This window comes from Synechococcus elongatus PCC 6301, from assembly GCF_000010065.1.
Taxonomy (GTDB): Bacteria; Cyanobacteriota; Cyanobacteriia; order Synechococcales; family Synechococcaceae; genus Synechococcus; species Synechococcus elongatus.
The window spans coordinates 1,234,233-1,260,126 of record NC_006576.1; the positions used below are offsets into that span (position 1 = coordinate 1,234,233).

26 protein-coding genes and 1 pseudogene are annotated in these 25,894 nt (G+C 56.2%); 16 read left to right on the forward strand and 11 right to left on the reverse strand.

Annotated elements, in window-relative coordinates; translation table 11 throughout:
* Window positions 1-119 precede the first annotated feature (119 nt).
* The 3 genes from SYC_RS05955 to chrA all read left to right on the forward strand — a co-directional run bounded on the left by SYC_RS05955 (window position 120) and on the right by chrA (window position 4,345).
* Window positions 120-1,298: a murein transglycosylase A gene (locus tag SYC_RS05955; protein ID WP_041676981.1), complete on the forward strand. Its 1,179-nt coding sequence runs from the start codon at window positions 120-122 to the stop codon at window positions 1,296-1,298.
* Between the two features lie 224 nt (window positions 1,299-1,522).
* Window positions 1,523-3,103 (forward strand): alpha/beta hydrolase, encoded by a 1,581-nt coding sequence (locus SYC_RS05960; RefSeq protein ID WP_011243436.1) that lies wholly within the window; start codon window positions 1,523-1,525, stop codon window positions 3,101-3,103.
* A gap of 90 nt (window positions 3,104-3,193) precedes the next feature.
* On the forward strand, window positions 3,194-4,345 hold the full coding sequence (gene chrA / locus SYC_RS05965) for a chromate efflux transporter (RefSeq protein WP_011243437.1): 1,152 nt from the start codon (window positions 3,194-3,196) through the stop codon (window positions 4,343-4,345).
* Window positions 4,346-4,362: 17 nt separating this feature from the next.
* Here chrA and SYC_RS13805 read toward each other — a convergent pair whose 3' ends face one another.
* The gene (locus SYC_RS13805) at window positions 4,363-4,563 is read right to left on the reverse strand and encodes a hypothetical protein (RefSeq protein ID WP_039755448.1); all 201 of its coding nucleotides are present in this window, start codon (window positions 4,561-4,563) and stop codon (window positions 4,363-4,365) included.
* Window positions 4,564-4,656: 93 nt separating this feature from the next.
* On the opposite strand from SYC_RS13805, the gene SYC_RS05970 reads away from it, so the two are divergent.
* Window positions 4,657-5,778 (forward strand): glycosyltransferase family 4 protein, encoded by a 1,122-nt coding sequence (locus tag SYC_RS05970; RefSeq protein ID WP_011377559.1) that lies wholly within the window; start codon window positions 4,657-4,659, stop codon window positions 5,776-5,778.
* Here the strand turns inward: SYC_RS05970 and tsaE are convergent.
* Together tsaE and SYC_RS05980 are read right to left on the reverse strand one after the other, a co-directional pair.
* A complete protein-coding gene (tsaE, locus tag SYC_RS05975; RefSeq protein WP_407830097.1) occupies window positions 5,747-6,268 on the reverse strand; it encodes a tRNA (adenosine(37)-N6)-threonylcarbamoyltransferase complex ATPase subunit type 1 TsaE in 522 nt (173 codons plus the stop codon). The genes SYC_RS05970 and tsaE overlap by 32 nt on opposite strands.
* The gene (locus SYC_RS05980) at window positions 6,258-7,667 is read right to left on the reverse strand and encodes a gluconeogenesis factor YvcK family protein (protein ID WP_011243440.1); all 1,410 of its coding nucleotides are present in this window, start codon (window positions 7,665-7,667) and stop codon (window positions 6,258-6,260) included. Before SYC_RS05980 ends, tsaE begins: the two co-directional genes overlap by 11 nt.
* 412 nt (window positions 7,668-8,079) lie before the next feature.
* On the opposite strand from SYC_RS05980, the gene chlP reads away from it, so the two are divergent.
* The 6 genes from chlP to SYC_RS06010 all read left to right on the forward strand — a co-directional run bounded on the left by chlP (window position 8,080) and on the right by SYC_RS06010 (window position 11,835).
* The gene (gene chlP / locus SYC_RS05985) at window positions 8,080-9,327 is read left to right on the forward strand and encodes a geranylgeranyl reductase (RefSeq protein WP_039755450.1); all 1,248 of its coding nucleotides are present in this window, start codon (window positions 8,080-8,082) and stop codon (window positions 9,325-9,327) included.
* Window positions 9,328-9,410: 83 nt separating this feature from the next.
* On the forward strand, window positions 9,411-10,121 hold the full coding sequence (locus SYC_RS05990; protein WP_011377558.1) for a hypothetical protein: 711 nt from the start codon (window positions 9,411-9,413) through the stop codon (window positions 10,119-10,121).
* A 78-nt stretch (window positions 10,122-10,199) separates the two neighbouring features.
* Window positions 10,200-10,886 carry a hypothetical protein gene (locus SYC_RS05995; protein ID WP_011377557.1) on the forward strand — a complete coding sequence of 229 codons (687 nt, stop codon included), beginning with the start codon at window positions 10,200-10,202 and terminating at the stop codon, window positions 10,884-10,886.
* 39 nt (window positions 10,887-10,925) lie between these two features.
* The gene (locus tag SYC_RS06000; protein ID WP_011243444.1) at window positions 10,926-11,192 is read left to right on the forward strand and encodes a TM2 domain-containing protein; all 267 of its coding nucleotides are present in this window, start codon (window positions 10,926-10,928) and stop codon (window positions 11,190-11,192) included.
* Window positions 11,143-11,616 (forward strand): DUF2752 domain-containing protein, encoded by a 474-nt coding sequence (locus SYC_RS06005; RefSeq protein WP_234701809.1) that lies wholly within the window; start codon window positions 11,143-11,145, stop codon window positions 11,614-11,616. The genes SYC_RS06000 and SYC_RS06005 overlap by 50 nt, the downstream gene beginning before the upstream one ends.
* 12 nt (window positions 11,617-11,628) lie before the next feature.
* Window positions 11,629-11,835: a hypothetical protein gene (locus SYC_RS06010; protein ID WP_039755453.1), complete on the forward strand. Its 207-nt coding sequence runs from the start codon at window positions 11,629-11,631 to the stop codon at window positions 11,833-11,835.
* Here SYC_RS06010 and SYC_RS06015 read toward each other — a convergent pair.
* Genes SYC_RS06015 through SYC_RS06025 form a run of 3 tightly spaced genes read right to left on the reverse strand, consistent with a single transcriptional unit; the run spans window position 11,820 to window position 14,116 of the window.
* A complete protein-coding gene (locus tag SYC_RS06015; protein WP_011243446.1) occupies window positions 11,820-12,863 on the reverse strand; it encodes a DUF3086 domain-containing protein in 1,044 nt (347 codons plus the stop codon). The two genes, SYC_RS06010 and SYC_RS06015, sit on opposite strands and share 16 nt — an antisense overlap.
* 21 nt (window positions 12,864-12,884) lie before the next feature.
* Window positions 12,885-13,268 carry a DUF3119 family protein gene (locus SYC_RS06020; RefSeq protein ID WP_011243447.1) on the reverse strand — a complete coding sequence of 128 codons (384 nt, stop codon included), beginning with the start codon at window positions 13,266-13,268 and terminating at the stop codon, window positions 12,885-12,887.
* A 53-nt stretch (window positions 13,269-13,321) separates the two neighbouring features.
* The gene (locus tag SYC_RS06025; RefSeq protein WP_011243448.1) at window positions 13,322-14,116 is read right to left on the reverse strand and encodes an MlaE family lipid ABC transporter permease subunit; all 795 of its coding nucleotides are present in this window, start codon (window positions 14,114-14,116) and stop codon (window positions 13,322-13,324) included.
* A gap of 367 nt (window positions 14,117-14,483) precedes the next feature.
* Between SYC_RS06025 and SYC_RS06030 the strand changes: the two genes are divergently transcribed.
* From SYC_RS06030 to SYC_RS14225, 6 genes and pseudogenes are all read left to right on the forward strand, one after another.
* A complete protein-coding gene (locus SYC_RS06030; RefSeq protein ID WP_234701810.1) occupies window positions 14,484-14,780 on the forward strand; it encodes a hypothetical protein in 297 nt (98 codons plus the stop codon).
* Window positions 14,781-16,307: a M16 family metallopeptidase gene (locus tag SYC_RS06035; RefSeq protein WP_011377554.1), complete on the forward strand. Its 1,527-nt coding sequence runs from the start codon at window positions 14,781-14,783 to the stop codon at window positions 16,305-16,307.
* Window positions 16,304-17,719: a M16 family metallopeptidase gene (locus SYC_RS06040; protein WP_011243451.1), complete on the forward strand. Its 1,416-nt coding sequence runs from the start codon at window positions 16,304-16,306 to the stop codon at window positions 17,717-17,719. The genes SYC_RS06035 and SYC_RS06040 overlap by 4 nt, the downstream gene beginning before the upstream one ends.
* Window positions 17,720-18,073: 354 nt before the next feature.
* A complete protein-coding gene (locus tag SYC_RS06045; protein WP_011377553.1) occupies window positions 18,074-18,358 on the forward strand; it encodes a hypothetical protein in 285 nt (94 codons plus the stop codon).
* A gap of 265 nt (window positions 18,359-18,623) precedes the next feature.
* Window positions 18,624-19,106 (forward strand): annotated as a pseudogene (locus tag SYC_RS14220) (JmjC domain-containing protein); the annotation flags it as partial.
* A 103-nt stretch (window positions 19,107-19,209) separates the two neighbouring features.
* Window positions 19,210-19,911, forward strand: coding sequence for a hypothetical protein (locus SYC_RS14225; RefSeq protein WP_419756855.1), 702 nt, complete (start codon window positions 19,210-19,212; stop codon window positions 19,909-19,911).
* Here SYC_RS14225 and SYC_RS13570 read toward each other — a convergent pair.
* The 5 genes from SYC_RS13570 to xseA form a co-directional block, all read right to left on the reverse strand.
* Complete coding sequence (locus tag SYC_RS13570; protein WP_011243453.1) at window positions 19,796-20,596, reverse strand: hypothetical protein; 801 nt, start codon at window positions 20,594-20,596, stop codon at window positions 19,796-19,798. The genes SYC_RS14225 and SYC_RS13570 overlap by 116 nt on opposite strands.
* A gap of 37 nt (window positions 20,597-20,633) precedes the next feature.
* Entirely contained in the window at window positions 20,634-21,533 is a 900-nt protein-coding gene (locus tag SYC_RS06060) for a homoserine O-succinyltransferase (protein ID WP_011243454.1), read from the reverse strand.
* Between the two features lie 48 nt (window positions 21,534-21,581).
* Window positions 21,582-22,886 carry an O-acetylhomoserine aminocarboxypropyltransferase/cysteine synthase family protein gene (locus SYC_RS06065; protein WP_011243455.1) on the reverse strand — a complete coding sequence of 435 codons (1,305 nt, stop codon included), beginning with the start codon at window positions 22,884-22,886 and terminating at the stop codon, window positions 21,582-21,584.
* 161 nt (window positions 22,887-23,047) lie between these two features.
* Entirely contained in the window at window positions 23,048-24,502 is a 1,455-nt protein-coding gene (locus tag SYC_RS06070) for a flavin monoamine oxidase family protein (RefSeq protein WP_011243456.1), read from the reverse strand.
* A 102-nt stretch (window positions 24,503-24,604) separates the two neighbouring features.
* Window positions 24,605-25,822 (reverse strand): exodeoxyribonuclease VII large subunit, encoded by a 1,218-nt coding sequence (gene xseA, locus SYC_RS06075; protein ID WP_198407992.1) that lies wholly within the window; start codon window positions 25,820-25,822, stop codon window positions 24,605-24,607.
* Window positions 25,823-25,894: the final 72 nt, after the last annotated feature.

Here is a 25,894-nt window from a genome sequence, read left to right on the forward strand (position 1 = left end):
TGTCTCGCGAAGCGGTCAAGCGAGGCAATGGTGTCGCGATCGGGGTCAGGGGGCAACGATGGTCGCGGGGCCGTTGTTACACTAGCGGCGATTTCAGTGGAGCCAACAGGTCGGGGCGCATGCGATCGCAACTTTTGCTAGGGCTAGCAGTGCTGGGGCTATTTGGGGGCGATCGCTGGATTGAGCCCGCCGCCACACAACCTGCTCCGGCAGCCAATCCGATGGTTGCTCCAGTAGCCGCGCCAACCATCGGCCTCCAGCTCAGTTCACAGTGGCCAGCCGGACAAGATACGGGGCTATGGCAAACGGCCCGCGATCGCCAAGCAATGATTACGGCGATTGACCGCAGTCTGACTTGGTTAGCTACACCGGCCGCCGAGAAAGCCTACCGCGATCGTCCCGCCAACCAACCCGATCGCCGTTGGGTACAGCGCAGCCTGCAACGCTTTCGTCAGTTGCTGCAGACCAGTCGCAATACAGCCAGTTTTGAGGCCGCGCTGCGGCGGGAATTTCAACTGTGGCAATCCCCCGGTCTGGACAACAACAATCGCGTCGATTTCACGGCCTACTACGAGGCGGTGTATCCCGCTAGCCTGACCCGCACCGAAACCTATCGCTACCCCCTTTACCGACGGCCCGCTGATTTCGATCGCTGGGCACAGCCCCACCTGACGCGCCGCCAAATCGAAGGCGAAGATGGCCTCTTGGGCGATCGCAGTCCCTTAGCTGGAACAGAACTGGTCTGGCTGAGCGATCGGCTAGCGGCCTTTTTGGTCCATGTCCAAGGCTCTGCCCGCCTGCAGCTCACCAATGGCCGTGAGTTCACGGTGGGTTACGCCGGAGCCACCCAGCATCCCTACCGCAGTATTGGCCAAGAGCTGGTGCAAGACGGGGTGTTTACAGCCGAAGCCTTGACGCTGGGCAAGTTGATCAATTGGTTTGCCGCCAATCCCGATCGCCTCAGCGACTACCTGCCCCGCAACGATCGCTTTGTCTTCTTCAAACCGACAGCTGGCGCCGCCGCCACCGGCAGCCTCAGCCAACCTCTGACGCCAGGTCGCTCGATTGCCACCGATAAAACCCTCTTCCCGCCGGGTGCACTCGCCCTCATCAAAGCGCCCTTGGCCGGCGATCGCGGCGGCTTATCCTACCGCTATGTGCTGGACCAAGATACGGGTAGCGCCATCCGTGGCTATGGTCGCGTCGATGTCTTTTGGTGCACGGGCGCAATCGCCAAGGCTCGTGCTGGTGATGTCAATGGGCCCGGCAGCCTCTACTACCTGCTGCTGAAGCGATGACAGCCCGCTGATTGCCCTGCTTGAGTCTCGAGGAGCAAGGAGGATGGGCGATCGCACCGGCTGGGCAATGTCACAATTTTCTTGAGAATCCCTTGAATTCCAGTGAACGCCCACTAGCGTTGAACTAGTCAGCGGTTGAGGCAACGGCCCTTGCGTTGGAGCCTCGTCCCTACCTTCCAATCGCTGCATCTTTTCTTGTCCGCGCTGCTAAGGATAGCCAGAAGATGTTCAAGCCCCAGTCTTGGTTCCCAACGCTACTGAGTACCGTGCTCGGTTTTGGGGCTGCGGTGCTCACAGCCGCCCCTAGTTCAGCGGCCGAAAGGATTACAGTTCGTTGGTCCGGGACTGATGTCACCATTGCGGTCGATGACCTCGCCAATTTTGCGCAGGGGCGCCCCGTCGGCGCTGATCTGCGAGCGGTTTTGGCCTTGCTCTCACCGGAAGTCCAGCAGTCGATTCGTTCGGCCTTGATTGCTCCCGTGCCCATCTCGCCCAACGCGATCCAGCAGATTGTCAATCGGGGCGATACCTTCAGCATCTTTCTGACCCGTGTCGGCAATGTGATCCGGGCGGAACCACCTGTTTCCCTAACTGACCCAGCGATCGCCACAGCCATCACAACCGCAGCCCAATCGCCGCAAGGGCTGTCATTTCTCAGTGCGATTCAGACGTTTCCCTCCGAAACCATCCTGTTCGATCTCAATGTCTTTTTGAGCTATATCCAGCAGCTCAACGAGCAACTCTTAGCCACCGAAGGCGTTGTCAATCGCTTGCAGCAACGGAGTCAGCCCGCCGATCCCGCACTGCAGCAACGCTATCAAGCACCGGGGCCGAACAGCGTTCAGGTCCAGAGCTTTAACTGGCAGGATCCCCAACGCAATCGCCCTGTGCCGACGGATTTATACCTGCCCAGCGGCACATCCCGCAATTTGCCCCTAGTGGTGGTTTCCCATGGTTTGGGCGAAACGCGCCAGACCTTTGCCTATCTGGCACGCCATCTGGCTTCCCACGGCTATGCCGTCGCCCTGCCCGAGCATGTGACCACCAGTGCGCGATCGTTCGAGAACGTCCTAGTCGGCATCAGCAGCCCGCCTGGACCTCAGGCCTTGATTGATATTCCAACGGACATTCGCTTTGTCCTAGACCAGTTGGCTACCACACCAGCCGCCGCTCGGGTTCAAACCCAAAAAGCTGCGGTTGTAGGTCATTCCTACGGAGGTTATGGGGCCTTGGCAGTGGCGGGCGCCCCTCTCAGTCCGGTCAATGCGCGACAGCAATGTGAACCCCTCGATCGCTTCCGCAATAACCTCTCCACCTTGTTGCAGTGCATCGCCATTAACTTGCCGCAACCGAGCTATACCTTGACCGATCCCCGCATTGTGGCCGCTGTTGCTGCTGATGGCCTAGCCAGCGATGTCTTTGGGGCCGCCGGCCTCTCGCAGGTAACAGTTCCTACCCTGATCTGGGGGGGAAGCCGCGATGTCGTCACACCGCCCCAACCCGAGGCGATCGCTGCGTTTCAGCAGCTCGGCACCCGTCAGAAGTGGCTAGCTCTTGCCGTGAAAGGGACGCACTTCACCGTGCTGCCACCCAACAATCAGCAACCCCAAGGCTTCCAGATCCCTTTGCCACCCGAGTTGATCGGTCCTAGCCAAGCAGCAGGCAACCTGCTGTTCCAAGGCTTGACCTTGGCCTTTCTCGATCAAACCTTCCGTGGGCAGCCGGCCACACTCTTGCCCAGCACTGGCACCACAACCATCGCGACTCCGGAACTGACAGTGCTCGTGACACCACAGTCTCCCTAGGGATGCCAGTCGCTATCCAAGTTGGCTAGCGGACAGACAAGGCAATCGCGATCGGTTTAGCCTACAACCGTTGACGAACACTGCGCTGCTATGGCCGATCGCCCCCTGCTGTTAGAGCTGACTCTCCTTTTTCTGAAGCTGGGCACCATCGGCTTTGGTGGGCCCCAAGCCCATCTAGCGATGATGGAAGAAGAAGTCGTTCAGCGGCGTCAGTGGCTGACCCCCGAAGAGTTCAGCGAGGGAATTGCCCTCTGCGAGATGTTGCCGGGGCCAGCTTCCACCCAAATGGGCATTTATATTGGCTATCGCCAAGCCGGTTGGATCGGCGGCGTGGTCAGTGGCGTTTGTTTTATCGCGCCCGCTTTTGCGATCGTTGTTGCCCTAGCTTGGGCGTACTTTCGCTTCCAAACCGTTCCGTCCGTTCAAGACTTGTTTCTGGGGGCAGCCCCCGCCGTGACGGCGATTATTGTTGCTTTCTGTCTCCGCCTCAGTCAGCGCGTTCTCAAGGAGCCCCTGCATTGGGGCTTAGCGATTGGGGCGCTAATTTTAACCCTCAGCGGTATCCTGCCTGTCTTTTTGATTCTCTTGCTAGCTGGAGCCGTCAGCTGGCTCTGGGCCCAGCGATCGCAAGCGGCTTGGTTACCGCTCTTGCCCGCAGCGATCGGCCCGACAGATTTTTGGGGCTGGGCACAGTGGTCCGAGCGGGGTGCTCCGCTGTTTCGCTTCTTCCTCGAAACTGGCACCTTTGTCTTTGGTGGCGGCTTGGTGATCATCCCCTTGCTGCAGCAACAGGTCGTGCAGCAGTGGCAATGGCTGACCGCCCAGCAATTTGTCGATGGGGTGGCGATCGGTCAACTCAGCCCGGGGCCAGTAGTTTTGACGGCTGCCTTCATTGGCTTTGCGGTCGCGGGCTTGAGCGGGGCAGCCACGGCAACGGTTGGGATCTTTCTCCCTTCATTTCTGTTTATTTTGCTGGCTGCTCCAATCCTGCAACGTCTGCGTCAGAACCGCAGCATTCAGCAGTTTTTGCGGGGGGTGAGCCCTGCTGTGCTCGGAGCGATCGCAGCGACCCTCTGGCCCCTGGCACGTCCCTCACTGCAAAGTGATCAACCGGCGATTCTGCTGTTCAGCCTGCTGCTCTTTGCCGGTAATCTTTTGGCGCTGGTGCGCTGGAAACGCCCCACTTGGCAGGTGGTGCTGGTTGGCATTGGTTTAGGGTTTGTAGTTGGTCCACTGCTTTAGGGGATGGCGATCGTGGGTCAGCGGCGGGTCGTTGCCACCTGTAAACCGATCACCGTCAGACCTGCAGCAGCGATCGCGGACTTTAACGGCCAAGATTGAGCGATCGGTGGCTGGGGAAGCTCGAAAGCCGAAGTTGGCAAGACAACCCCACCACTGATTGCCCCCAAGAGGAAGCCAAGGGTAGCCAGAGTTCCAAGCCACTGGGTAGATGACCGCATGCAATTGAGCTGCTCTTATTTCGGCTCATTGTGCCATTCCTAGTCACGGTATCCGCTAGGGTAGGTCGGAATTGCCTTGTCCAAATTGGTGACATGCCGACCTACCCGACAACAGCAGCTTCCATCGGAGGACTCGTTCCGGCCTCTTCTGATCTGCTGATCAATTTGGCCTATCTCAATCAAGAGGCTACGGGCTTAAGTCACTACGGTCTGCAACTAGTTCCCCACCTAATTCGGATTTTGCATCCGGTCTTGCTCTCGCCCTGCAGATGGCCAGGGGCAACAACCCTGCAGATTCCCAACAATATGACAGCGATCCAAGGTCTGCAGGGACATCTGCGACGGCTCATTTGGACACAGACCCAACTCGGGCAGATCTATCACCAGATAGGCAGCCGGCTACTGTTTTCTCCAGTACCAGAAGCGCCGCTAGGACAATCGATCCGCAAGGTGATCACGGTGCATGATCTCATCCCCCTGCGATTCCCCAGCCGTTCCTTCTCCACACTGTATTTCCGCAGTCATCTACCAAGGCTACTTAAAGAATCAACCCACATTTTTTGCAATTCCCAAGCCACAGCGCAGGATCTTCAGTCTTTTTATCAGGTGCCAGAACAGCGTTTGACGATCACGCCTCTCGCCTGCGATCGCCAACAGTTTCGGCCGCTGCGCCTCGACCGCCGCAACTATTTTGTCTATGTAGGCCGGCTCAATCCCTACAAGAACCTCCAACGATTGATCAAGGCCTTTGCCCTGATCCAGCGGCAATTAGACTGCGAACTCTGGCTGGTCGGCCCCGTTGATCGCCGTTTTCTGCCAGCAGTGCAGGCCCAGATTGAAGCTCAGGGGCTGACTGAGGTGGTGCGGTTCAAAAACTATGTCCCCCGGAAAGAGCTACCGATCATCCTCAACCAAGCGATCGCCCTCGTTCATCCCAGCCTCTGGGAAGGCTTTGGCCTGACCGTTTTAGAGGCCATGTCCTGTGGAACTCCCGTGCTTGTCGCCGATCGTTCCTCCTTGCCCGAAGTGGTGGGGGATGCCGGTCTGTACTTCGACCCGCTGCAACCGGAAGCGATCGCTGAATCCATGCAGGCGATTGCTCAAGACTCGGGGCTACAGCAACGGCTCAGTGCTGCCGCTCTAGCGCGATCGCAGCAGTTCTCTTGGGAGCGGACTAGCCGGATTACGATTCAGCAGTTGCAGGCCTTGCTCTGAACTGCGCAGCAAGCTGTACCTCGAGATTGGCCACGGTTGTTGGGTCCTGATTCACAGGCGTCAGAACAAGCTGGCGACCCTCAAGCTCAAGGCTGGGTGTCAGCACGAGAGACCAGTAAGCAGCAGGACGGTAGGGTAAGCGTTCCGGCCATTCAATCACCACTAGCCCCGGCTCAAACTCCACACCTTCCCAGTACAACTCCGGCAGCAAGCGCGCTACATCAGGTGCCTCGAGGCGATAGAGGTCGAAGTGGTAGAGGGGCAAGCGCCCCTCGCTGTACTCACAGACCAAGGTGAAGGTTGGGCTGGCTACCACGTCGGGGATGCCCAAGCCTTGGGCGATGCCTTGGGTCAGCGTTGTTTTGCCGCTGCCTAAATCTCCTTCCAGTAAGAGGGTGCTGCTAGCCAGAAGCCTCTGTCCCAACAGGACTCCGAACTGATGGGTCGCAGTGGCATCCGGCAGGAAAAATTGCATTGGCTTAATTCGCAGAACGACGATACCAACGCATTAGGGCTGCAGCCAAGCGCGTCGGTTGGTGGCGGACACAGTGGTTTTGCGGATCCTCTTCCATCACATTCGCCAGAATCACTTGCCGACCCAGTTGCAGCACTGCCTCGCGATCGATTTCCACCGGCTGGGAATTTTGCCGCGCATAGCGCTGAACTGCAGCCTCAGAAGGCGGCTGACGCTGCACCAAGACCGCATCAAACAACGGTTCTGGATAGACGGAGTCGATCGCACGAATGTGGTCAGCCACCGTATATCCCAAGGTTTCACCGGGTTGGGTCATGATGTTGCAGACATAAACCCGGTAAGCAGAACTCTCCGCTAGGGCCTTGGCGATCGCGGGCACCAGTAGGTTGGGAATGATGCTGGTGAACAGGCTTCCGGGACCAATGATGATGTAGTCCGCAGCAGCGATCGCTTCGAGGGCACGGGGCAGGGCTGGCAAATCAGCAGGCGTCACACCCAGCCGCACAATCCGCCCCCCTGCTTCAGTAATTTGTGACTCACCTTCAATGCGGCGACCATCTTCCAATTCCGCCCAGAGGCGCATGTCCGAAAGCGTAGCGGGCAATACCTGCCCTTGCACTGCGAGAACTTTGGAACTGGCTGCGATTGCCTTCTCAAAATCACCGCCTGTAACCGCCGTCATCGCCGTTAGAAAGAGATTGCCGAAGCTGTGGCCGACTAAACCATCACCACTGGCAAAGCGATAGCGAAATAGTTCAGTCAGCAGTTTTTCTTCGTTAGCGAGCGCCGTCAGGCAGTTGCGAATGTCGCCGGGTGGTTGCACGCCCATTTCACGACGGAGACGCCCCGACGAGCCTCCATCGTCAGCGACCGTTACGATCGCCGTCAGATTAGTGCTGTATTGCTTCAGGCCGCGTAGCAACGTCGAGAGGCCAGTGCCACCCCCGATCGCGACAATCCGAGGACCACGACTGAGTCGTCGATGGGAGAGCAGGACATCTACTAGCTCTTCTTCTTGCTCGGGCCGCAGCGCCTCGGTAATCGAGCCGACCGTCCGCGACTGCCCTAGGTAAAGCAACAGCAGACCCACACCCAACAACAGCGGACCACTCCAGTAGTTGGGCAACAATTGGGTCACAAACCCCAAGCCGTTCCGCACCATTGTCAGCAGGAAGTAGACCGGCGTCAGATCGGCCCAAATCGCCGCGCCGAGCAGGGCGGCAAAAAAGCCCAGAATGCTCAGTAACATCCAGCGCTTGATCAGGAGGCCCGGGCGCAACCATTTGAACCATTGGCCGACTCGATGCTGCGATCGCGCAGAAAGCTGTCGCCCCAACTGCACGGAACTACGCCGCAATTGGCGTGAATTTAGACGTCGATCGGAGGGACGAGCTGCAGGTCTCTGACGAGTCACGGGTTCTCTGAAGACAACAGCGAGTTACCAGACAGGGCAATCGATCGCTGGCTCTTAGTGTATCGCTGACGTTTGCGGAGCCCAAGGTATCCTCCGGCTCAAACGGGCTGAGCAGCTGGAGCACTCGATCGAGACTGAGGCTGGCGATCGCCCAGAGAACAGGGGAGATGCAAGTCCAGCGGGCGCGCTACTCACCCCCTGCGAGGGAGCGACGGAAGCCAAGAGGGTACGAATCAATCCTGACCAATGACCTGGCTCAACCCTGGGATTGGCATTGAGAGGATGAGTGGATCCTGTCGTTCTGTTAACGTCTGTTTCAGCTTTGACACAGACGCAAAAGCCCTGTCGGGGCCGACGAAATGCCCGTGATAGGATCCCAACCTGTAGCCAAGAAACGTTAGAGGGCAAAGCGTTGGCACTTCGGGTGGCTGTGGTCGGCGGCGGACCGGCGGGATCTTGTGCAGCGGAAACGCTCGTCAAAGCCGGTATTGAGACTTATCTAATCGAGCGCAAGTTGGACAACGCAAAGCCCTGCGGCGGTGCAATCCCGCTCTGCATGGTCAGCGAGTTCGACCTGCCGGCGGAGATCATCGATCGCCGCGTGCGCAACATGAAAATGATTTCGCCGTCCAACCGCGAGGTCAACATCAATCTCGACAATGCCGACGAATACATCGGCATGACCCGTCGGGAGGTACTGGATGGCTTCCTGCGCGATCGCGCGGCCAAGCTGGGCACCAAGCTGATCAACGGTACGCTCTTCCGTTTGGAACTGCCGAAGGGCGATCGCGATCCCTACGTGCTGCACTACGCCGATCACTCCAACGGCAGTCTAGAAGGCATTCCTTCGACCCTAGAAGTGGATGTGGTGATTGGGGCGGATGGCGCTAACTCGCGTATCGCCAAAGCGATCGATGCGGGCGATTACAACTACGCGATTGCTTTCCAAGAGCGCATCCGTCTGCCTGAAGACAAGATGCATTACTACGAAAATCTGGCGGAAATGTACGTCGGTGGCGACGTTTCGCCCGACTTCTACGCGTGGGTGTTCCCCAAATACGACCACGTAGCAGTCGGTACGGGCACGATGCATGTCAACCAACGCCTGATCAAGAAGCTGCAAGCAGGCATTCGCGCTCGGGCTGCAAACCGTTTGGAAGGCGGCAAGATCATCAAGGTCGAAGCACACCCGATCCCCGAGCATCCGCGTCCGCGTCGGGTTGTTGGCCGGGCAGCACTAGTTGGCGATGCGGCCGGCTACGTGACTAAGTCTTCAGGTGAAGGCATCTACTTCGCGGCCAAATCGGGTCGGATGTGTGCCGAAACGATCGTCGAAACCTCGAACAACGGCGCTCGCATTCCTACCGAAGCGGATCTGAAGCAGTATCTGCGTCGCTGGGACAAAAAATACGGCACCACCTACAAAGTGCTGGACTTGCTGCAAACCGTCTTCTATCGCTCGGATGCAACCCGTGAAGCCTTCGTGGAAATGTGCGACGACAAAGATGTGCAGCGTCTGACCTTCGACAGCTACCTCTACAAAACCGTGGTGCCGGCCAATCCCTTAGTGCAGCTAAAAATCACGGCCAAAACCCTCGGTAGCTTGCTACGCGGCAATGCCTTGGCACCAGCGGAATATAAACCGATCGATGCGGCTTAATTGCTGCCTCTGATGCACAATCAAAACGGCTCCTGCAGGAGCCGTTTTTTATTGAGTACCGCTAGCGATCGCAGAGACTTCTCATGACTCAACTCAAACTGCGATCGCTTTGGCAGGAAGGCTGGCAATTGTTCCAGCACTATCCGGCGGAATTGCTGGGCTTCTCTGCAGTGAGTTTGCTGATTCAAAGTGGCTTGCAAGGTCTGCCAATCCTGGGGTGGCTGGCACTGCCTTTTTTTGTTGGACCGCTGACCTTGGGCTTGAACTGGGGCATTTGGCAGCGGCTCTGCGATCGCGATCGCCCCTTGAGTGATTTCTGGATCGGCTTTCAGCAACCATTCCTGTTTTGGCAATCCTTTTGGGCAGTGACTTGGATCAGTACGATTGCCTTGATCTGCTGGAGTCCCTGGCTGATTGGGGCGGTTGGGCTCTGGAGCTGGTGGGAGGTCAATCGCACTGTTGCGATCGCGATCGGTAGTATCAGTGGCGTCTTCGGACTGATCGGCCTGGCCAGCTTTTGCTACCTGATGGTGGCCTACCAGTTCACCTTCCTCTTAATTGCCGATCGCCATCTCCGGGCTTGGCCTGCCATGCAAGTCAGTCTGCAACTGCTGCGATCGCAATGGGGAATCGCCGCACTGGGCATTGCGGGCTGGACTGTCGTGAGCAGCGCGATCGCAATCATCACCTGTTGCTTAGGTCTGGTCTTAACAACACCACTATTTTATTGCTGCCTAATCGCCGCTTATCAACAGTTACAGAATGCGGATCCATTGGTTGAAAGCACTATCTAGCCTGAATTTTTCTTAAGACTGCCGCTATTCTTTGCGATCGCCAGGATACTCAAAACGTCAACTTCCTCTGCGATCGTGATGGCTTCTAGCTCTTTCAATAGCAACGAAGACTTACTCAACCGCGACTATGAGTTCCGATTTGGTTCCTATCTGTCTCGAGGCTGGGCAATTTTCAAACAGAACTTGGGCCTCTTCATCGCCTACTTAATTATTGTTGGCCTAATTTCCATAGCTCTCTCCAGTTTAGATGCCGCATTTGTCGCAGATGAGGAGGGCACTGGACTGCGCTTTGGACCAGGTGGAGCCATTCAATTGGTCATTAATGGCCCACTCTCTGCTGGCTTTTTCTTAGTAGCCTTTAAAACGATCAAGCAGCAACGGGTTGAGTTCGGTGACTTCTTTCGCGGCTTCAATCGCTTTCTACCCTTTTTTCTGACGTCACTGCTAACCAGTGCCTTAACACTGATTGGCTTTGTCCTCCTGATTGTTCCTGGAATCTATCTAGCGATCGCCTATGTATTTGCCCTACCTCTTGTCGCAGAGCGAAACCTTGAGCCTTGGGCAGCCTTGGAGTTGAGCCGCCGTTTAATCACCAAAAAGTGGTTGACTTTTTTTGGCTTTTTGATTGTTCTGGGTCTGATTAACTTTGCTGGAGCATTACCCTGCGGAATTGGCCTGCTATTTACGATCCCTTGGTCCATTTGTGCAATCACAGCAGCCTACGAAGATATTGTCGGGATTGCCAATTCGTCAGAAGATGCTTGAATTAAGTAGAAACTTTTTCCTCGGAGTGAGTGAGTAACGATGACAACATCACCATCTAATGAGACCAACAGCAAGAAAATTTTGGCTGGAATTCTCGCCATTATCCTGGGTGCATTAGGAATTCACAAATTTGTTCTGGGATACACCACTGAGGGCGTCATTATGCTCTTAGTCTCGATCCTGAGCTGCGGCTTCCTAGCGCCAGTCATGAGCATCATTGGCATCATTGAAGGCATTATTTATTTGACCAAGCCTGATGAGCAATTTGAGGCCACCTACATCACCGGCCGTAAACCCTGGTTCTAGTCATCGCTTTCGGCAACAGCGACAGGTCGGACTGCTCTTACTGGGAACGGGTGCGCTTTACACTGCGCTCTACAGCAGCGACCGCCTTCCCACCCGCTGGACCTGTCCATTGCTCGCGCTAACGGGGCTGCCCCGTCCCACCTGCGGCTTAACGCGATCGCTAGCGGCCACCTGGCGCGGGGATTGGGTAAAGGCGGTTCAGTTTCATGTGTTTGGACCGCCCCTCTTCACGATCGGTTTGGCCATCGGTCTCGTCTGGTTAGCGGAACTCTGGCGACAGCGATCGCTCTTGCCGTGGCGATCGCTCGTTCGTCACAGCTGGCTACCGCTCCTAGTAGGCCTCCTGCTTTACTACAGCACCCGTCTCTGGTGGAGTTGGCAAGCCGGGCTCTGGCCACCGCCTTGGGCGATCGCTCCTCTCTAACTTGGGCGTCTCATGAAATCACGCTTCTTCGTTAACCGCAGCCTCTTGCTAGTGATGGGGGGAATCTACTTTGTCGCCCTGTCTCAACTGCAATGGCCTGTTGTCGCCCGCGAGTTTTTAGCCTTGCTTCCTTTCCAATTGGTCATTCTTTGGGGGCTCCGCCGTCATTGGCGATCGCCCCAGAATGAGCGCCCTAGCTTGGATCAAAACAAGTCGTAGCTGGGCTGGCGCGGATCGGGAGCAAAGGCCAGCCACAGCGGGAACTGCAACAGGGACAGACTGACACTGTCTTCACCGTCGTCAATCACGATCAGAGGCAGATCACCCCGCTCTTCGATGCGTTCGGCTTTTTGAACCAGCGCATCGGCAAACTCAAATAGCGTAATACCTTGATTTGGGCCAAAATCTTCCCGCGATAGACCCAAGCAATCCTGCAAGCCGCGCCGCCATTCACCCAGTCGTTCCGGCGTACTCGCCAAAATCAGCGGTACTAAGCGCTCACCGTAGAGGTGATTGAGCACGGAAATCACAGCTGAAGCAATCAGGACATTTTGCTGGCGACTACCAAAACTACGGAGCGCACCCCGGCCGCCCATCGTAAAAAACCACTCGCGGACTGGCTCTTCATGAACTGCTTCGAAGGTGCGACGCAGCACCCACGGCTGACCGTAGTAGTCCGGTGACTGGCGATAGCGATTCAGTTCTTGCTCGATCAATTCGGCTTCGGGGGCAAATTCGGGATCCGCAAAGCCAGGCCGCAGAGGTGCTTTTGCTTCTACTGATGCAGGGGGAGGCGCAATGATTTCAGGGGCAGCGATCGGTTGTGGGGGGACTAAATCCAGCTGCTCTGCCGAGGCGGCTAGGTCTTGCAGACTGCCAACTAGGTAATCTTTAAAACTCTGAACCCGCACAGCAATCTCTTGGGATTTGCCGGCAAAGCTGCTGCGAATTTCCTGCTGGATGCGATCGCGGCGGCGCTCCAGTTTTTCAATCGAAGCCAAGAGAGCAGCTTGTCGCGCTTCTAAATCGGCTAGCGCGATCGCGGTGAGACGCTGCAGTGACGCTTCGGCCGGTGGGGGCGAATCTTCCACGGGTGTCGCCACAGTCTCCTCAGTCAAAGAGGATTCGGGCGCAGGCAGCTCCAGTGCTGGCTCAGCCGGCGTTTCTGGCTCTCGCCCCAGCTCTGGTAACAACACAGGCGGCGTTTCTGGTTCTGAGGGCAATACCGAGAAATCGTCTGGCAGCATGGAAAACCCTAGGAACAACAACTACCGAGGCGGACAAAACTGTTCGAGCGCCGTCCGTAACTCCTGACTGTCAAACAGAATCGGCAGAAAGTGAATACTCTCGGTCTCGCGAAAGTAGAAGAGGATTGGCAGGAGCGACCAGTAGATCCGCCAGTTAAGCCACATCGAGTAAGGGAAGCGACGGAGGAGGCGATCGCCCCGATAAATGTCCAAGTCGGTGGGGGTAAAGAACAACCGCAATGTCGCCGCTTGGTAGAGCAGAAACAGCCCAAACACCGCGATCCCCAGACCTAACCAGAGATTCAAGAACAGCAGTGCGATCGCAGCAACGATCAAGATGCCCGGTAGACGATAGCTCGGCGCTAAGGGCAGAACAGTTGGCGGGATTGCCACATCAGTCGGCATGACGTATTTCGCTCACGCGATCGCTGTCCTCGCTATTTTGCCATTGCTACTGTTTAGGGTGCCTGCAAAGCGGCATCTCCCACGCCACTGAACATCAGCTGCGACAGGAAGAAGTCCAGCACAAAAATCACTAGGAGTGCGGTAACAACTGCACCGGTCGTCGATTCGCCAACGCCCCGTGCACCGCCAGTGGTTGTCAGGCCCCAGTTCGTACCGATCGCGGCCACCACCCAGCCAAAAATCACGGCTTTGATCAGGCTACTGACGACATCCCACGGTTCGAGGAAGTTGCGGATGCCATCAAAAAAGACACTAACCGGGATGCCGTAGGCCGATTGAGCCACCAGACTACCGGCAGTCACCCCGATCAGGCCAAACCCTAGACAGAGAATGGGCATCATCAGACAGCAGGCCAAGGTCCGCGGCACCACCAGATAGTCAACGGGATCAGTGCGCAGCATCAACAGCGCATCGATTTGCTCCGTGACTTGCATCGTGCCGATCTCCGCCGCAAAAGCTGAGCCAATCCGACCCGCCACCACGACCCCCGTCAACACGGGTGCCAGTTCGCGGAAGAGTGCCAGAGCCAAGATGCCCCCTACGATGTTCCCGGCTCCGAAATTGATAAACTCGCGGGCAACTTGAATGGTGAATACCGCTCCAACGGAAACACCCGTCAGTAGCGTGATCAGCAGTGAGGATGGCCCCACGTTGGCCATTTGCTCCCGGGTGTTGTAGGGGTCAATCCGGGCGCGGAAGAGATGCAGCACGACCTGCCCAGCCAACAAAAGGGCGAGCAACAGTCGATTGACCCAGCGCTTGAGGCCGTTCAGAGGAGTTCTCCGCATAGCGGCAGGCGATCGCAGCTTAGCCTACCAAACAACGTTGTGCCGCTCTGTGACCGGCCTTATCTTTGCGTTTGCTGCAAAGTCGCGGATGCAAACAGCAAGCCTTCCTCGCTAAGCTGGGACTGACAGGCGAGAACTGTCGAAGCAACAGCGGTCGCGGTTCCTTAGGACCTGAGGACAGACTCCCACAATCAAATATTTTGGGTAGATGTAGATTAGAGATTGTTTGCGACACTCAGGCCAAACGCGATCACAGCCTCGGTTGCCAGCAATAACTTAACAAAGTCTTAAGAATTTTAACGATTTCAGTTCCGTCTGAGGGGGCATGGCTAGATTGAAAGCAACCGACCTGCCCTTGGTGTCGCCCATGCTCCTTCGGCCCCTTCCAGAACGCTTTTTGCGATCGCTCGCGGTTGCCGGAACAGTGGGCTTCGTTGCACCATTGGCGGTGATGGGGTTGCTCTGGCTCGCCATGACTAGCCTCAGTTGGGTCCCTGGAATTGGAAGTTGGGGACAGTCGGGCTTAGAGATTTTGCGCTACTTTTGCGACACCTTTGGCAGCGGTAACCCCCTCTGCGGGCTGCTGGTGATCGGGGCGACCTGCGCAGTCGTCGGCATGATGTTCGATACCTATGCCGTGTCTGTTTCACGGGCTTCGCGCTAGTTGTTCCGACAAGGCCTAAAGCGATCGCGCCGTCGCGGACTGCTCTGGTTGACCGTGCTGTTCTGCGTCTTTGTCGTCAGCCAGAGTCGGGCGATCGCAGCTCCGATCGATCTCCGTCCCTACTGGCAAGCGGCGCAGGCTCAGATTGATGACTTTCAGTTGCCCAATGGCCTGCAATTCATTGTCATGCAGCGGCCTCAGGCCCCTGTGGTTTCGGTGTTGACCTACGCTGCTGTGGGTGGAGCCGATGAACAACCGGGGCAGACGGGCATTGCTCACTTTCTTGAGCACCTAGCCTTCAAGGGCACCACAACGATCGGCACCCGCAACTATGCCGAGGAAGCGCCACTCTTGACCGAGCTGGATCAGCTCAACCGTCAACTTCAGCAAGCCCAGGCGAAGGGACAGGACGCCACAGCCTTGACGCAGCGCTTTCAAGCCGTTCAAGCCCAAGCCGCTCAGTACGTTCGGCAGAACGAGTTTGGTCAGCGCCTCGAAAATGCAGGAGCGATCGGGCTGAATGCCACCACTAGCGCTGACGCAACCACCTATTTCTGTAGTTTGCCAGCACAGCAATTGGAACTCTGGATGGCGCTGGAAGCGGAGCGGTTCCGGCAGCCGGTGTTCCGAGAATTCTTTGAGGAAAAGGCTGTCATTCTCGAAGAGCGACGGCAGCGTTTGGATAACGATCCAGTCAGCCAGCTGCTCGAAGCTCTCAAGGCGAAGGCCTTTCCCAATCAGCCCTACGGCCGCCCTGTGATTGGTGAACGAGCCGATATTGCGGCCCTCGATCGCGCCACGGTTCAGCAGTTCTTCCAGCAGTATTACGGTCCCAACAATCTGACGATCGCGATTGTGGGCGATGTCGACCCAGCCCAAGTGCGCCGCTGGGCCAACCAGTATTTTGGGGCTGAGCCTGCTCGCCCATTGCCACCACCTTCCCAGGGGAAGGCTAAGCCTCAGGCTGGTACGGTCACGATCAAAGCCCGCAGTCAACCTTGGGCGATCGTGGCTTACCCAATGCCTGCAGCCCGAGATCCCGATCAACTGGCGATGCAGCTACTGGCCGAAGTCCTCAGTCGCGGTCGGCGATCGCGGCTCTATCAGACCTTAGTCGAAGGCGATCGCTTGGTTCTGTCGGCCCAAGCCTTCCCCAACTTTCCGGGCGATCGCTTGCCCAGCCTGTTTGTGATCTCAGCCTCGCCACGCCCTGGAATTACACCTCAGACAGTGGTTCAAGCGATTACGGCAACCGTCACCGAACTGCAGCAGCAGCCCCTCAGTCAGGCAGAACTCGATCGGGTACGCAATCAACTGCGGATGGATCTACTGCAAGGCCTAGAGTCGAACGCAGGTCTGGCGCAGCAACTAGCGGAATACCAAGCGGAGGCTGGTGACTGGCGTCAGCTCTTCCGCGACCTCGAAGCTTTAGAGCAGATTACGCCCCTAGATCTGCAGCGGGCTGCCCGCCGGCTCTTTCAGCGCGATCGCCAGTTGGTGGGCCAAATCCTAGGAGAGGGGACGTGATCCGTCGCTGGCTGCTGATGGCTGCGGTGCTTGTCCTCTGCTGGCTGCAAATGCCGGTGACCGCGATCGCGGCAGTCGATCTGCAGCGTCCTGATATCGATCGCTGTCGTCTGGACAATGGCCTGCGGGTCTATCTGCTGGAAGATCGCACTCTGCCCCTGGTCAGTGGGTTGCTCTTGGCGGATGCCGGCTCCCGCTTGGATCCTGCTGATGCGTGGGGAACTGCAGACTTTACGGCTGCACTGCTAAGGCAGGGGGGTAGCCAAGCTTATCCCGTTGGGCAACTCGATCAAGCCTTAGAGGAACGGGCCGCCATGCTGGAATCCAATCCGGGCGTGACTGTCGCCAGCCTCAGTTTCCGCAGCTTCAGTCCTGACTTTCCCTTTGTCCTCGATCGCTTGTTTGAGGTACTGACCACCCCGGCTTTTCCGCCCGATCGCCTGCAACAACTGCGCGATCGCACCCTAGCCGCCCTAGCGCGGCAGAATGATCGCCCCGAAGCGATCGCTAGTCGCGAACTGCCCAAGTTGGTCTATGGACCAACGGACGCTTTGGCCCGCAGCTTGACTGCAGCCAATGTGCAACAGGTAGAACGGGCGGATTTAGTGGCTTTTCATCAACGCTTTTACCGTCCCGATCGCCTCTGGTTAGGCATCGTCGGTGATTTTCAGGCAGCTGAACTTTGTCAAAGCCTGCAAACGACGTGGGGGAAATGGCAGCCACCTGCAACGGCCGCAATTGCACCAGCTGCTTCAGCTCAGCTTACAGTGCCAGCGACTGCGGTCTACCTCATCGATCAGCCCCAGCTCAGCCAAAGTACGGTGCAGATGGCCAGCCTGGGGGGGCGGTTGGATGACCCAGATTATGCAGCGCTAACCGTCCTCAACGAACTACTGAATGGACTATCGGGGCGACTTTACAATCAAATTCGCTCCCGCCAAGGTCTGGCCTATAGCGTCTACGGCAGTGGGCAACCCAACTTTGAGCGACCTGGATTATTTGTCGCCGGCGGTCAAACGGCCCAAGCAACCACAGCTGCACTGATTCAAGCCCTGCGTACGGAACTGGCTGCCGTGCGATCGCAGCCGATCAGCGAGCGGGAACTAAAGCAAGTCCGCGATCGCCTACTCAATAGCTTCGTGTTTAACTTTCAGTCGCCGGATCAGACCTTGGGTCGGTTGCTGCGGACAGAGTTTTTCCAGTATCCCGAAGACTTTCTCTGGCGCTATCGAGAGGCCCTACTCAAGGTGACCCCAGCTGATGTGCAAACAGTTGCACAGCGCTGGATTCTGCTCGACCAAATGCCGATCCTCGTCGTGGGCGATCGCCAAGCGCTTTTACCTCAGCTGCAGACCTTGGGCCTTCCCATTCAAGACTGGCCACTGGATCAGCCGGTCACAGCAGCACCCTGATCTCGCAAGAAAAAGCCCCCGGCTCCCTGGGGGCTTCTGAGGAATGGTTGTACTGCTTCTGATACGCAAGACCAGCGCTTGTGGATGCATTGACTCTGCATGAGCTGAGCTGAAGGTCCTGCGTCCTCTGACGGACCTCACGGTTTGAGTCGGTAGTTGTGCTTTCCAACAGCAGCGATCGCTGCTCAAGCCAACTCTTTCGGCCCAGCGCTGGCTGTTGGGAAATGACAGGGCAAGAGAGCTCAGCTGTTCATGGAATCGACAGGGAACATCAGTCAATGCGATCGCGTCAGTACCTGACATGCAAATTCTAAGTGCTGACTTGGAATTGCCTGAGCCATTTTGAGATGTTTAATGAGTCCCAAATTCGTTGTCCATATCGCTGCTAAGGCTGCTCTCTTACTGCCCTTAATGGCTGCAGGTGCCACTGAAGCAGTCAATGTGCCTCAAGCCCGTTCTAGTGCAATCGAAGTCGAATTAACTGAGCTGAGTCCCACTGCAACCCCAGCAACATTGATTGCCAGCAATGATTTTGGAGGGAGTGATTTCGGTAATAATTCCCGTAACAATAGTGACTCCAATAATCAGTCAGATTCTGGCAACCAACGTCGCAATGGCAACAATTCTGACTTTGGCTAGGCTCCAACTCTGGGTCTTTAAATGCTAGCCGAGAGAGCCAGTTTCTTGAGTACGATCATCGCCCCTAGCGACGACTCTAGAAGAGTTAAAATATGATCGACTTTGGCTCTCTCACAAGTTATTTAGTGATGCAGAACCATTGTGGTGAAAAGCTCTAGAGAACTGACTACAAGAACTTCTTTGGAACATTGTTCCAGCAGAACAACCAATCATTCACACTTTTTGAAACAGAATAAAGCTGCCGCAACCAGAAATTGACAACAATATGAATAAATTACAAGACTTATTGGGAAGCCAAAACCTCTCGGTCTTTCTGAGTCATTATTGGGCTCAACAATCCGTTTATATCGCTGGAGACAGTTTGCGGTTCCAGTCCTTATTTTCCTGGAATCACCTCAATGACTTACTGAACTATCAAACCTTCCGAGAGTCAGAGTTGCGCTTTTCCCGCGACGGCGAGTCATTGCCTGCCGGCGATAATCCAACACTTTGGCGATCGCGTTTACAAGAAGGTGCGACCTTAGTTCTGAATGGCGTTCATCATCGCGTTCCAGCCCTCAAGCACCTAGCCACAAACCTCCGGCAAGAATTCGGCTATCGCTGTCATATCAATCTCTATAGTTCACCGGCACAGCAACAGGGGTTTGACTGTCACTACGATACTCATGATGTGCTGATTTTGCAGATTGAAGGTGAAAAGGAATGGTTGATCTATCCAGAAACGCTGCCCTACCCCACGGCTGATCAGCCTTCTTACGATCGCCTTCCTCCTGAAGAACCGCCCTATCTTCAGCAAGTACTGAGCCCTGGGCGATCTGCTCTACATTCCACGCGGGCACTGGCATTATGCAATCGCACAAGAAACGGCATCTCTCCATCTCACGATTGGCATTCACACCGCTACTGGCTTGGACTGGGTCAATTGGTTGCAACAGCAATTAAGAGACCAGCCCCATTGGAGACAGGGATTGCCCCTCGCAGGCTCATGCAACTTCGATCCCTTCAAACTGCGAGGTCATTTAGAGTCATTGCGCGATCAACTGATTACCTATTTGCAAGAGCCCCAAGCGATCGATGACTATCTTCAATATTTGAGTTGGCAAGATCAGCCCCACCTACCGATCCAACTCCCTCTACAACTGCATGGCGATCCCTTAGCGCAGGGCTTGCTCGGTAAATTTATTTGGTCACCACTCCATTCTCTTCAGTGGCAAGCTGAGGATGATCAGATTAAGGTGTTAATTGGTTCTAAGCAGATGGTCTTTAAAGGACTACCGATCTCCTTAGCCATGCGACTTTTTAGTTGCCGTCAATTCACCCTGATGGATCTCGGTGATTGGGCTCCCGACCTTGATTTTGAGTCAGCGATCGCGCCACTCCTTCAAAAGCTGATTTTGGCAGGCATTTTATTCGTCGAAGCTGATCAAGACGCAGAGGTCAGTGAAGTGAGTTCGCTTGCTGAAGTAAGTAAGGCCCCAACTGCTGGAGGAACAGTAATAATCCAGCCCGATGACGTGAGGGAGCGATCGCCAATTCCAAAGCTTTATACATAGCACCGGCCTGCTCTGGATAATGGCGGGCGAAACCAACGTAGCAGGGATAAAGGTCGCGGGTATAAGCCTGCTCTCGTTCCATCACTAACTCATAGCCTGTCCGCAGCAAGCGCTTAGTTATCCAGCGGCAAGATTCACGCATTCGAACATGAAAACGAGGAGAACTCGGCAGTAATTGTCGAAGTTCATGCTGAACTGCAGCTAAATCCCTCTCAAGATGTGGTTGATGGATCAAGAGCTGGGGGCCAACTTGAACAGCGGGCCAAGTCGTGATTAAGTCCTGCCCCCATAAACAAAGGCCTTGGATTTTCAGCAATGTTTGGAGTGACCGATTGACTTGGAGTGCATCGTAGCCAATCACAGCAATTTCAATTCCTTGGCAAAATGGGGCTTGACGCTGCAGTTGTTGTTGCAGGTGATCAATGGCGGCTGGATCAGGCGATTGGTGTTGCCACACCAGAATGCTATCGAGGTCTGAAATTCCTTGAATCGCTTTTCCCTGAGGGATTGAACCTCGTAGATAAAGGCTGTGAAGAGAGGCCCCAACGCATGATTGGCACCCTTCTAGGAGAGATTGGACAAGCGATCGCCAAGGATGATCAATTTTTTCTAGGCTAGATTCATTGACTAGATAACCCGGTGCATCCGGACGATAAACAGTGCCGATCGCTTGAATGAAGGTCAAAGTTCTAAGTAGATTTTGATAGCTTTAGTCTAAAATCTTAGCGTGACAGTGGTTGATAAACCTCGTAGTTTAGCCAGTTAGTGTAAAGCAGTTGAGCATGGCTACGCCAACGCACTGTCGGCACTTGATTCGGGTCATCATTAGGGTAGTAGTTGAGAGGTAACTGAATCGGCAACCCTTTCTCGCGATCGCGTCGATATTCGCGATCGAGGGTGTCTGCATCGTATTCCGGATGGTTGAACAGATAGGTGCGATGTTGGTCTGCATCCCAGAGGAGATGGAGTCCAGCCTCTGAGCTTTCTGCCAGAATTTGCAACTGTGATTGAGCCAATACCTCAGCCGCAATTACCTCCGTATGGCGACTGACCGGCACCAGAAAATCATCATCGTGGCCGCGTACCAAGGGAGAACTGCGATCGCGGAGATGATGCCAAAAAACGCCAAAGCGCTTGGCTGGCAAGGTTTGCTTTTCAATGCCATGAAAATGCTGAAGCGCGGCTTGGGCTCCCCAGCAGATGAACAAACTGGAGCGCACCGCCTCACGACTCCAATCCAGAATAGTCGTCAGTTCCGACCAGTAGTCCACCGCCAGCCAAGGCAGGGTTTCCACCGGCGCGCCCGTCACAATCAAGCCATCAAACTGGCGATCGCGAATTTGATCAAAGGTGCTGTAGAAGTTACGAAGATGCTCGGGGTCGGTGTGGGTTGGTTGATAGCTAGCCGTGTGAATTAAAGTGAGTTCTACTTGTAGCGGCGTATTGGCGAGTACCCGAGCGATCTGCGTTTCGGTTGTCACCTTGGTCGGCATTAGGTTCAAAACAACCACTTGCAAAGCGCGGATATCCTGCCGCCGCGCATCCGCATCCCCCAGCGTGAATACGGACTCAGCATCCAGAATGCGACGAGCAGGCAGATCTTGCGGAATGATGATCGGCATGGCAAAACGCTGGGAGGGTCGGCGATCGCAAGCCCAGTACGAAACAACCTAGGCGACTTGCGAAGCCTGCAGGGCTTGGTCAAGGTCAGCCAAGATGTCGTCTAAATGCTCCAAGCCAACCGAAAGCCGCACAAAGTCAGGGCTGACGCCAGCTGCGGCTTGTTCTTCGGGCGAGAGCTGTTGGTGGGTGGTCGAAGCGGGATGAATGACCAGTGTTTTGGCATCCAAAACATTAGCGAGGTTTGAGGCGAGTTTGACGGCTGAAATAAAGCGCTTACCAGCCTCCAGTCCGCCTTGGACGCCAAAGCCCAAGATTGCGCCTGCACCATTTGGGAGATAGCGTTGCGCGCGATCGTAGTCAGGATGGCTCGGTAGCCCTGGATAATTCACCCAAGTTACGAGGGGATGCCGCTCTAGCCATTCCGCCACCGCTTGGGCATTGCGAACGTGGCGCTCAGCTCGGAGGGGCAAGGTTTCGACGCCTAGTAAGACCTGCTGCGCGTTAAAAGGTGACAAGGTTGCACCGATATCACGCAGTAAACCTGTCCGAATTTTGAGGACGTAGGCCAACCCAGGGGCCACCGCTTCGGGATGATTACCAAAAGCGTCCCAGAAGTTGACGCCGTGATAGCTCGGATCCGGCCCTGCAATTTCGGGGAATTTGCCGTTATTCCAAGGAAAATCACCTTTCTCGATCACAATGCCGCCGAGGGAGGTGCCATGGCCGCCCGCCAGTTTGGTCAGGGATAAGACAACGACATCGGCACCATGTTCCAAGGGATTGAACAGGGGCGGTGGCGAGACAGTGTTATCGACGATGAAGGGAATTCCAGAGTCATGGGCGATCGCAGCGATCGCTTCAAAATCATCGACATTGCCCTTGGGGTTGCCGATCGATTCGGTGTAGACCAGCCGAGTATTTTCATCAATTGCTGCGGCAACACTACTGGCATCACTGCTATCGACAAAGCGCACTTCAATGCCAAAGCGCTTGAGGGTATGGCGGAAGAGGTTGATCGTGCCGCCGTAGAGATTAGTGGTGCTGATGATGTTCTGACCGGCGGAGGTAATCGCCGCGATCGCATAAAAAATGGCGGCCTGCCCCGAACTGGTGGCGACTGCGCCGGTGCCCCCATGCAGAGCGGCTAACCGCTGCTCCAACACATCGGTCGTGGGGTTCATCAAGCGGGTGTAGATATTGCCAAAGGCTTTGAGCGCAAACAGATTGGCGGCGTGTTCGGCGTCCTCAAAGACGTAGCTAGTGGTCTGGTAAATCGGTACCGCCCGCGAGCCCGTTGTGGGGTCAGGCTTTTGACCCGCGTGCAGCGCTAGTGTTTCCAGATGTTGAGACATGCAATTTCCTCGACTCTAAACTCGCAGAGACAGCCAGCCCGATCGCCCTGCAACCCTCAATCGTTCGGTCTTGGTTGGCTAGCATCGCAGGATGTTCGGCACTTTCAAGGTTCCCGCGATCACAAGTCGGGCGACGATGCTCAACTTCTGGGGGGTGAGCACTACCGCTGGCTAAAGATCGCCTGCGCCGCCCGTTCCCCCGAACGAATCGCGCCATCGATAAACGTTGGCCACTGACTCGCAGTTTCCGTTCCCGCCCAGTGCAAGGGGCCGATCGGATCGCGGACTGCAGATTTGAACAGGTAGGTTGCCCCCGGTGCGAGATAACCGGCATAACAACCCTTTGTCCAAGGCTGCATCGCCCAATTCATCTCCTGATAGAAGACGGGTTTGAGGATCCGATCGCCAAAGCGACCTTGTAGGGAAGCCAGCAGTTGTTGACGGCGATCGCTAGCCGACAATCTCAGAACCTGCCGCGCGGTTTCGGCGTAGACAAAGCCGGTGAGAATGCCCTGTTTGGAATATTCGGGCGGGGTACTGCTGTCGGCAGTTTCACCAACTAAGGAACCGTAGTCAATCGAAGCTCCACTGAGGCCATCCTTGCGCCAGAACGGTTCCTCAAACACCATGCCGACTTTGATCACACAGCCTTGGGGCCAGCGCTGGGTAATTTGGGCGCGATCGGTGGGCAGGCTTGGCTCGTATTCAATGCTGCCAGCCAGCGTGGGCGGCACCGCAATCACAACGGATTGAGCCGCGATCGCCTGCTGATCAGTAAACACAGTGACGCCGCGATCGCTCCAGCGAATTTTGCGAACGGGCTGATTGAACTGAATCCGTGAACCTAGCCGTTCTGCCAATCGCTTCGCGACAACTTGCGCACCACCAATAATTCGATCTTGCTGAGCGGCACCTTCAAAGCCATCCAACATCGCCAAGCCACCGCAGGCGCGAATGATGAACAGCAGTTGCAACATCGAAATTTCTTGGGGACTGGCGCAGGCGTAAGACACACTGGCGATCAGGAAACGGCGGGCATTCGCGTCCGGCACATTTTGATCCAACCACTGACCAAAGGTGAGGCCGTCCCAGATTGCCGCTTGCGGATGCTGCCACGGTGCCTTCGGGTCGATCTGATCGACCATCGCGGACAGCTTTTCATCAGCTTCATCGATCAAATCACTGCCGGGTACGGACTCCCAGTTGCTGCCGTCTGCTTTGACACGGTAGTAACCACTGCTGGTCACGCCTCGGTAGAGGGTGTCGCCAAAGTTAGGAGTCGGATAGGTTTGGCAGCCCATCTCTTGAATTAGGGCGGCAAATCGGTCTTGAGTTGCTCCCAACCACTGACCGCCTAAATCGAGCCAGCCGCCACCTTTGAGGTCGATCGACCAAACCCTTCCCCCGACGCGATCGCGGGCTTCGAGGACCACGACTTTCAGGCCAGCTTTATGCAGTTGCCAAGCAGCGGCGAGTCCGGCATAACCGGCACCGACAACAACCACATCTGCACGGGTTGACTTGGACTGGGCTTGGGCGCGGGGCGATCGCGTCAACACACTCGCGCTGGCTACCGCAGCCGCTCCCCCCAGCAAGGCACGACGAGAAACCTTCATGAACTCCGAGCCCCCACGAGAAAGTTAGGATCCATTGACCCTGCTGGGCAATTTAGCCAGTCCTTTGTCCAAGCCCGAGGCTCTTAACGATCGCTTTGGTTCTCAATTGCGGTTGTAACGGTTTCCACACAGACGCCTGCGGTACCATCGGCCCACTGAAGCGAGAGGCGATCGCCCACTTGCAGATCCTGCACCTGCTGAATCAGGGTGCGATCGCGCCGCACCAAGGCGTAGCCCTCGCTGCAACACAGATTCTGGATTGAGGATGGCGAGCAATTCCTGCAGGTGATCGAGGTGCTGGCGCTCCTGGGCGAGTTGCAAGCGACTGGCCTGTTGTAAACGCTGACGCAGAGATTGCTGCTGGTGTTGGGCTTGTTGCAAACGACGCTGGAGCAGCGGCCAGCCCAAACGGGTTTGGCAATGCTGCAGTTGGCGGCGATAGTCCTGCCACTGTTGCCGCTGGGCGTGAATCAAACGCTGGCGGAGTTGTTGCCAGGCTTGGCGCAGTTCTGTCCAAGCAGGAACCGATCGAATCGCCGCCGCTGTCGGCGTATGGGCAGCCCAATCAGCAACGCGATCAGCCAGGGTTTCATCCTGCTCATGGCCCAACCCCGTCACAACTGGAATCGGACAGGTGGCGATCGCTCGCACGACTTGCTCATCGTCAAAGCACTCCAGATCCTCCCGTGCCCCACCGCCCCGCGCCAGAATCAACAGCTCAGCCCGACCATCAGCCACAACCCGCGCGATCGCTGTCGCAATGGCCGCCGGCGCTTGATCCCCTTGCACTAGCGTTGGCGAGAGTAAGACCTTAAGTCCTGGCGATCGCTGCCGCAAGCTGCGTTGAATGTCGCCCCAAGCAGCCGCCTGCGGAGAAGTGACCACGGCGATCGTTTGGGGGTAGAGCGGCAAAGGACGTTTGCGATCGCGGTCAAACAGACCTTCCGCCTGCAAGCGCTGCTCCAGTTTTTGGCGCTGCAAGGCCTTGAGCCCGTCACCAAATGGCAGACACTGCACCACTTGAAGCTGATAACCACTGCGTTTGCGATAGAGCCGAACTGTCCCGAGCAGCAAAACCTGTTGTCCGATTTCCGGGCGATGTTGCAGCTGAGCCAGACCGTTCTTCCAAACCACACAGTCCAGCAGATCAGTGGTCTGACTATCTTTCAGAGAGAAAAACAGGCCAACGGCGTGGGGCTTGCAACTGGAAACCTCACCAAAAATCCAGAGTTGCCGTAGGCGCACATCTTCCCCAATCAAGCTTTCGAGGTAATCGCTGACGCCAGCGACACTAATGGCAGACAGGCCGCGATCGCCCATGGTTACCCAACCCTTCTCTTCGCAAACAGCACCGCCCTGCCAGTCTGACTCAACGCACGAAATCAGACACGG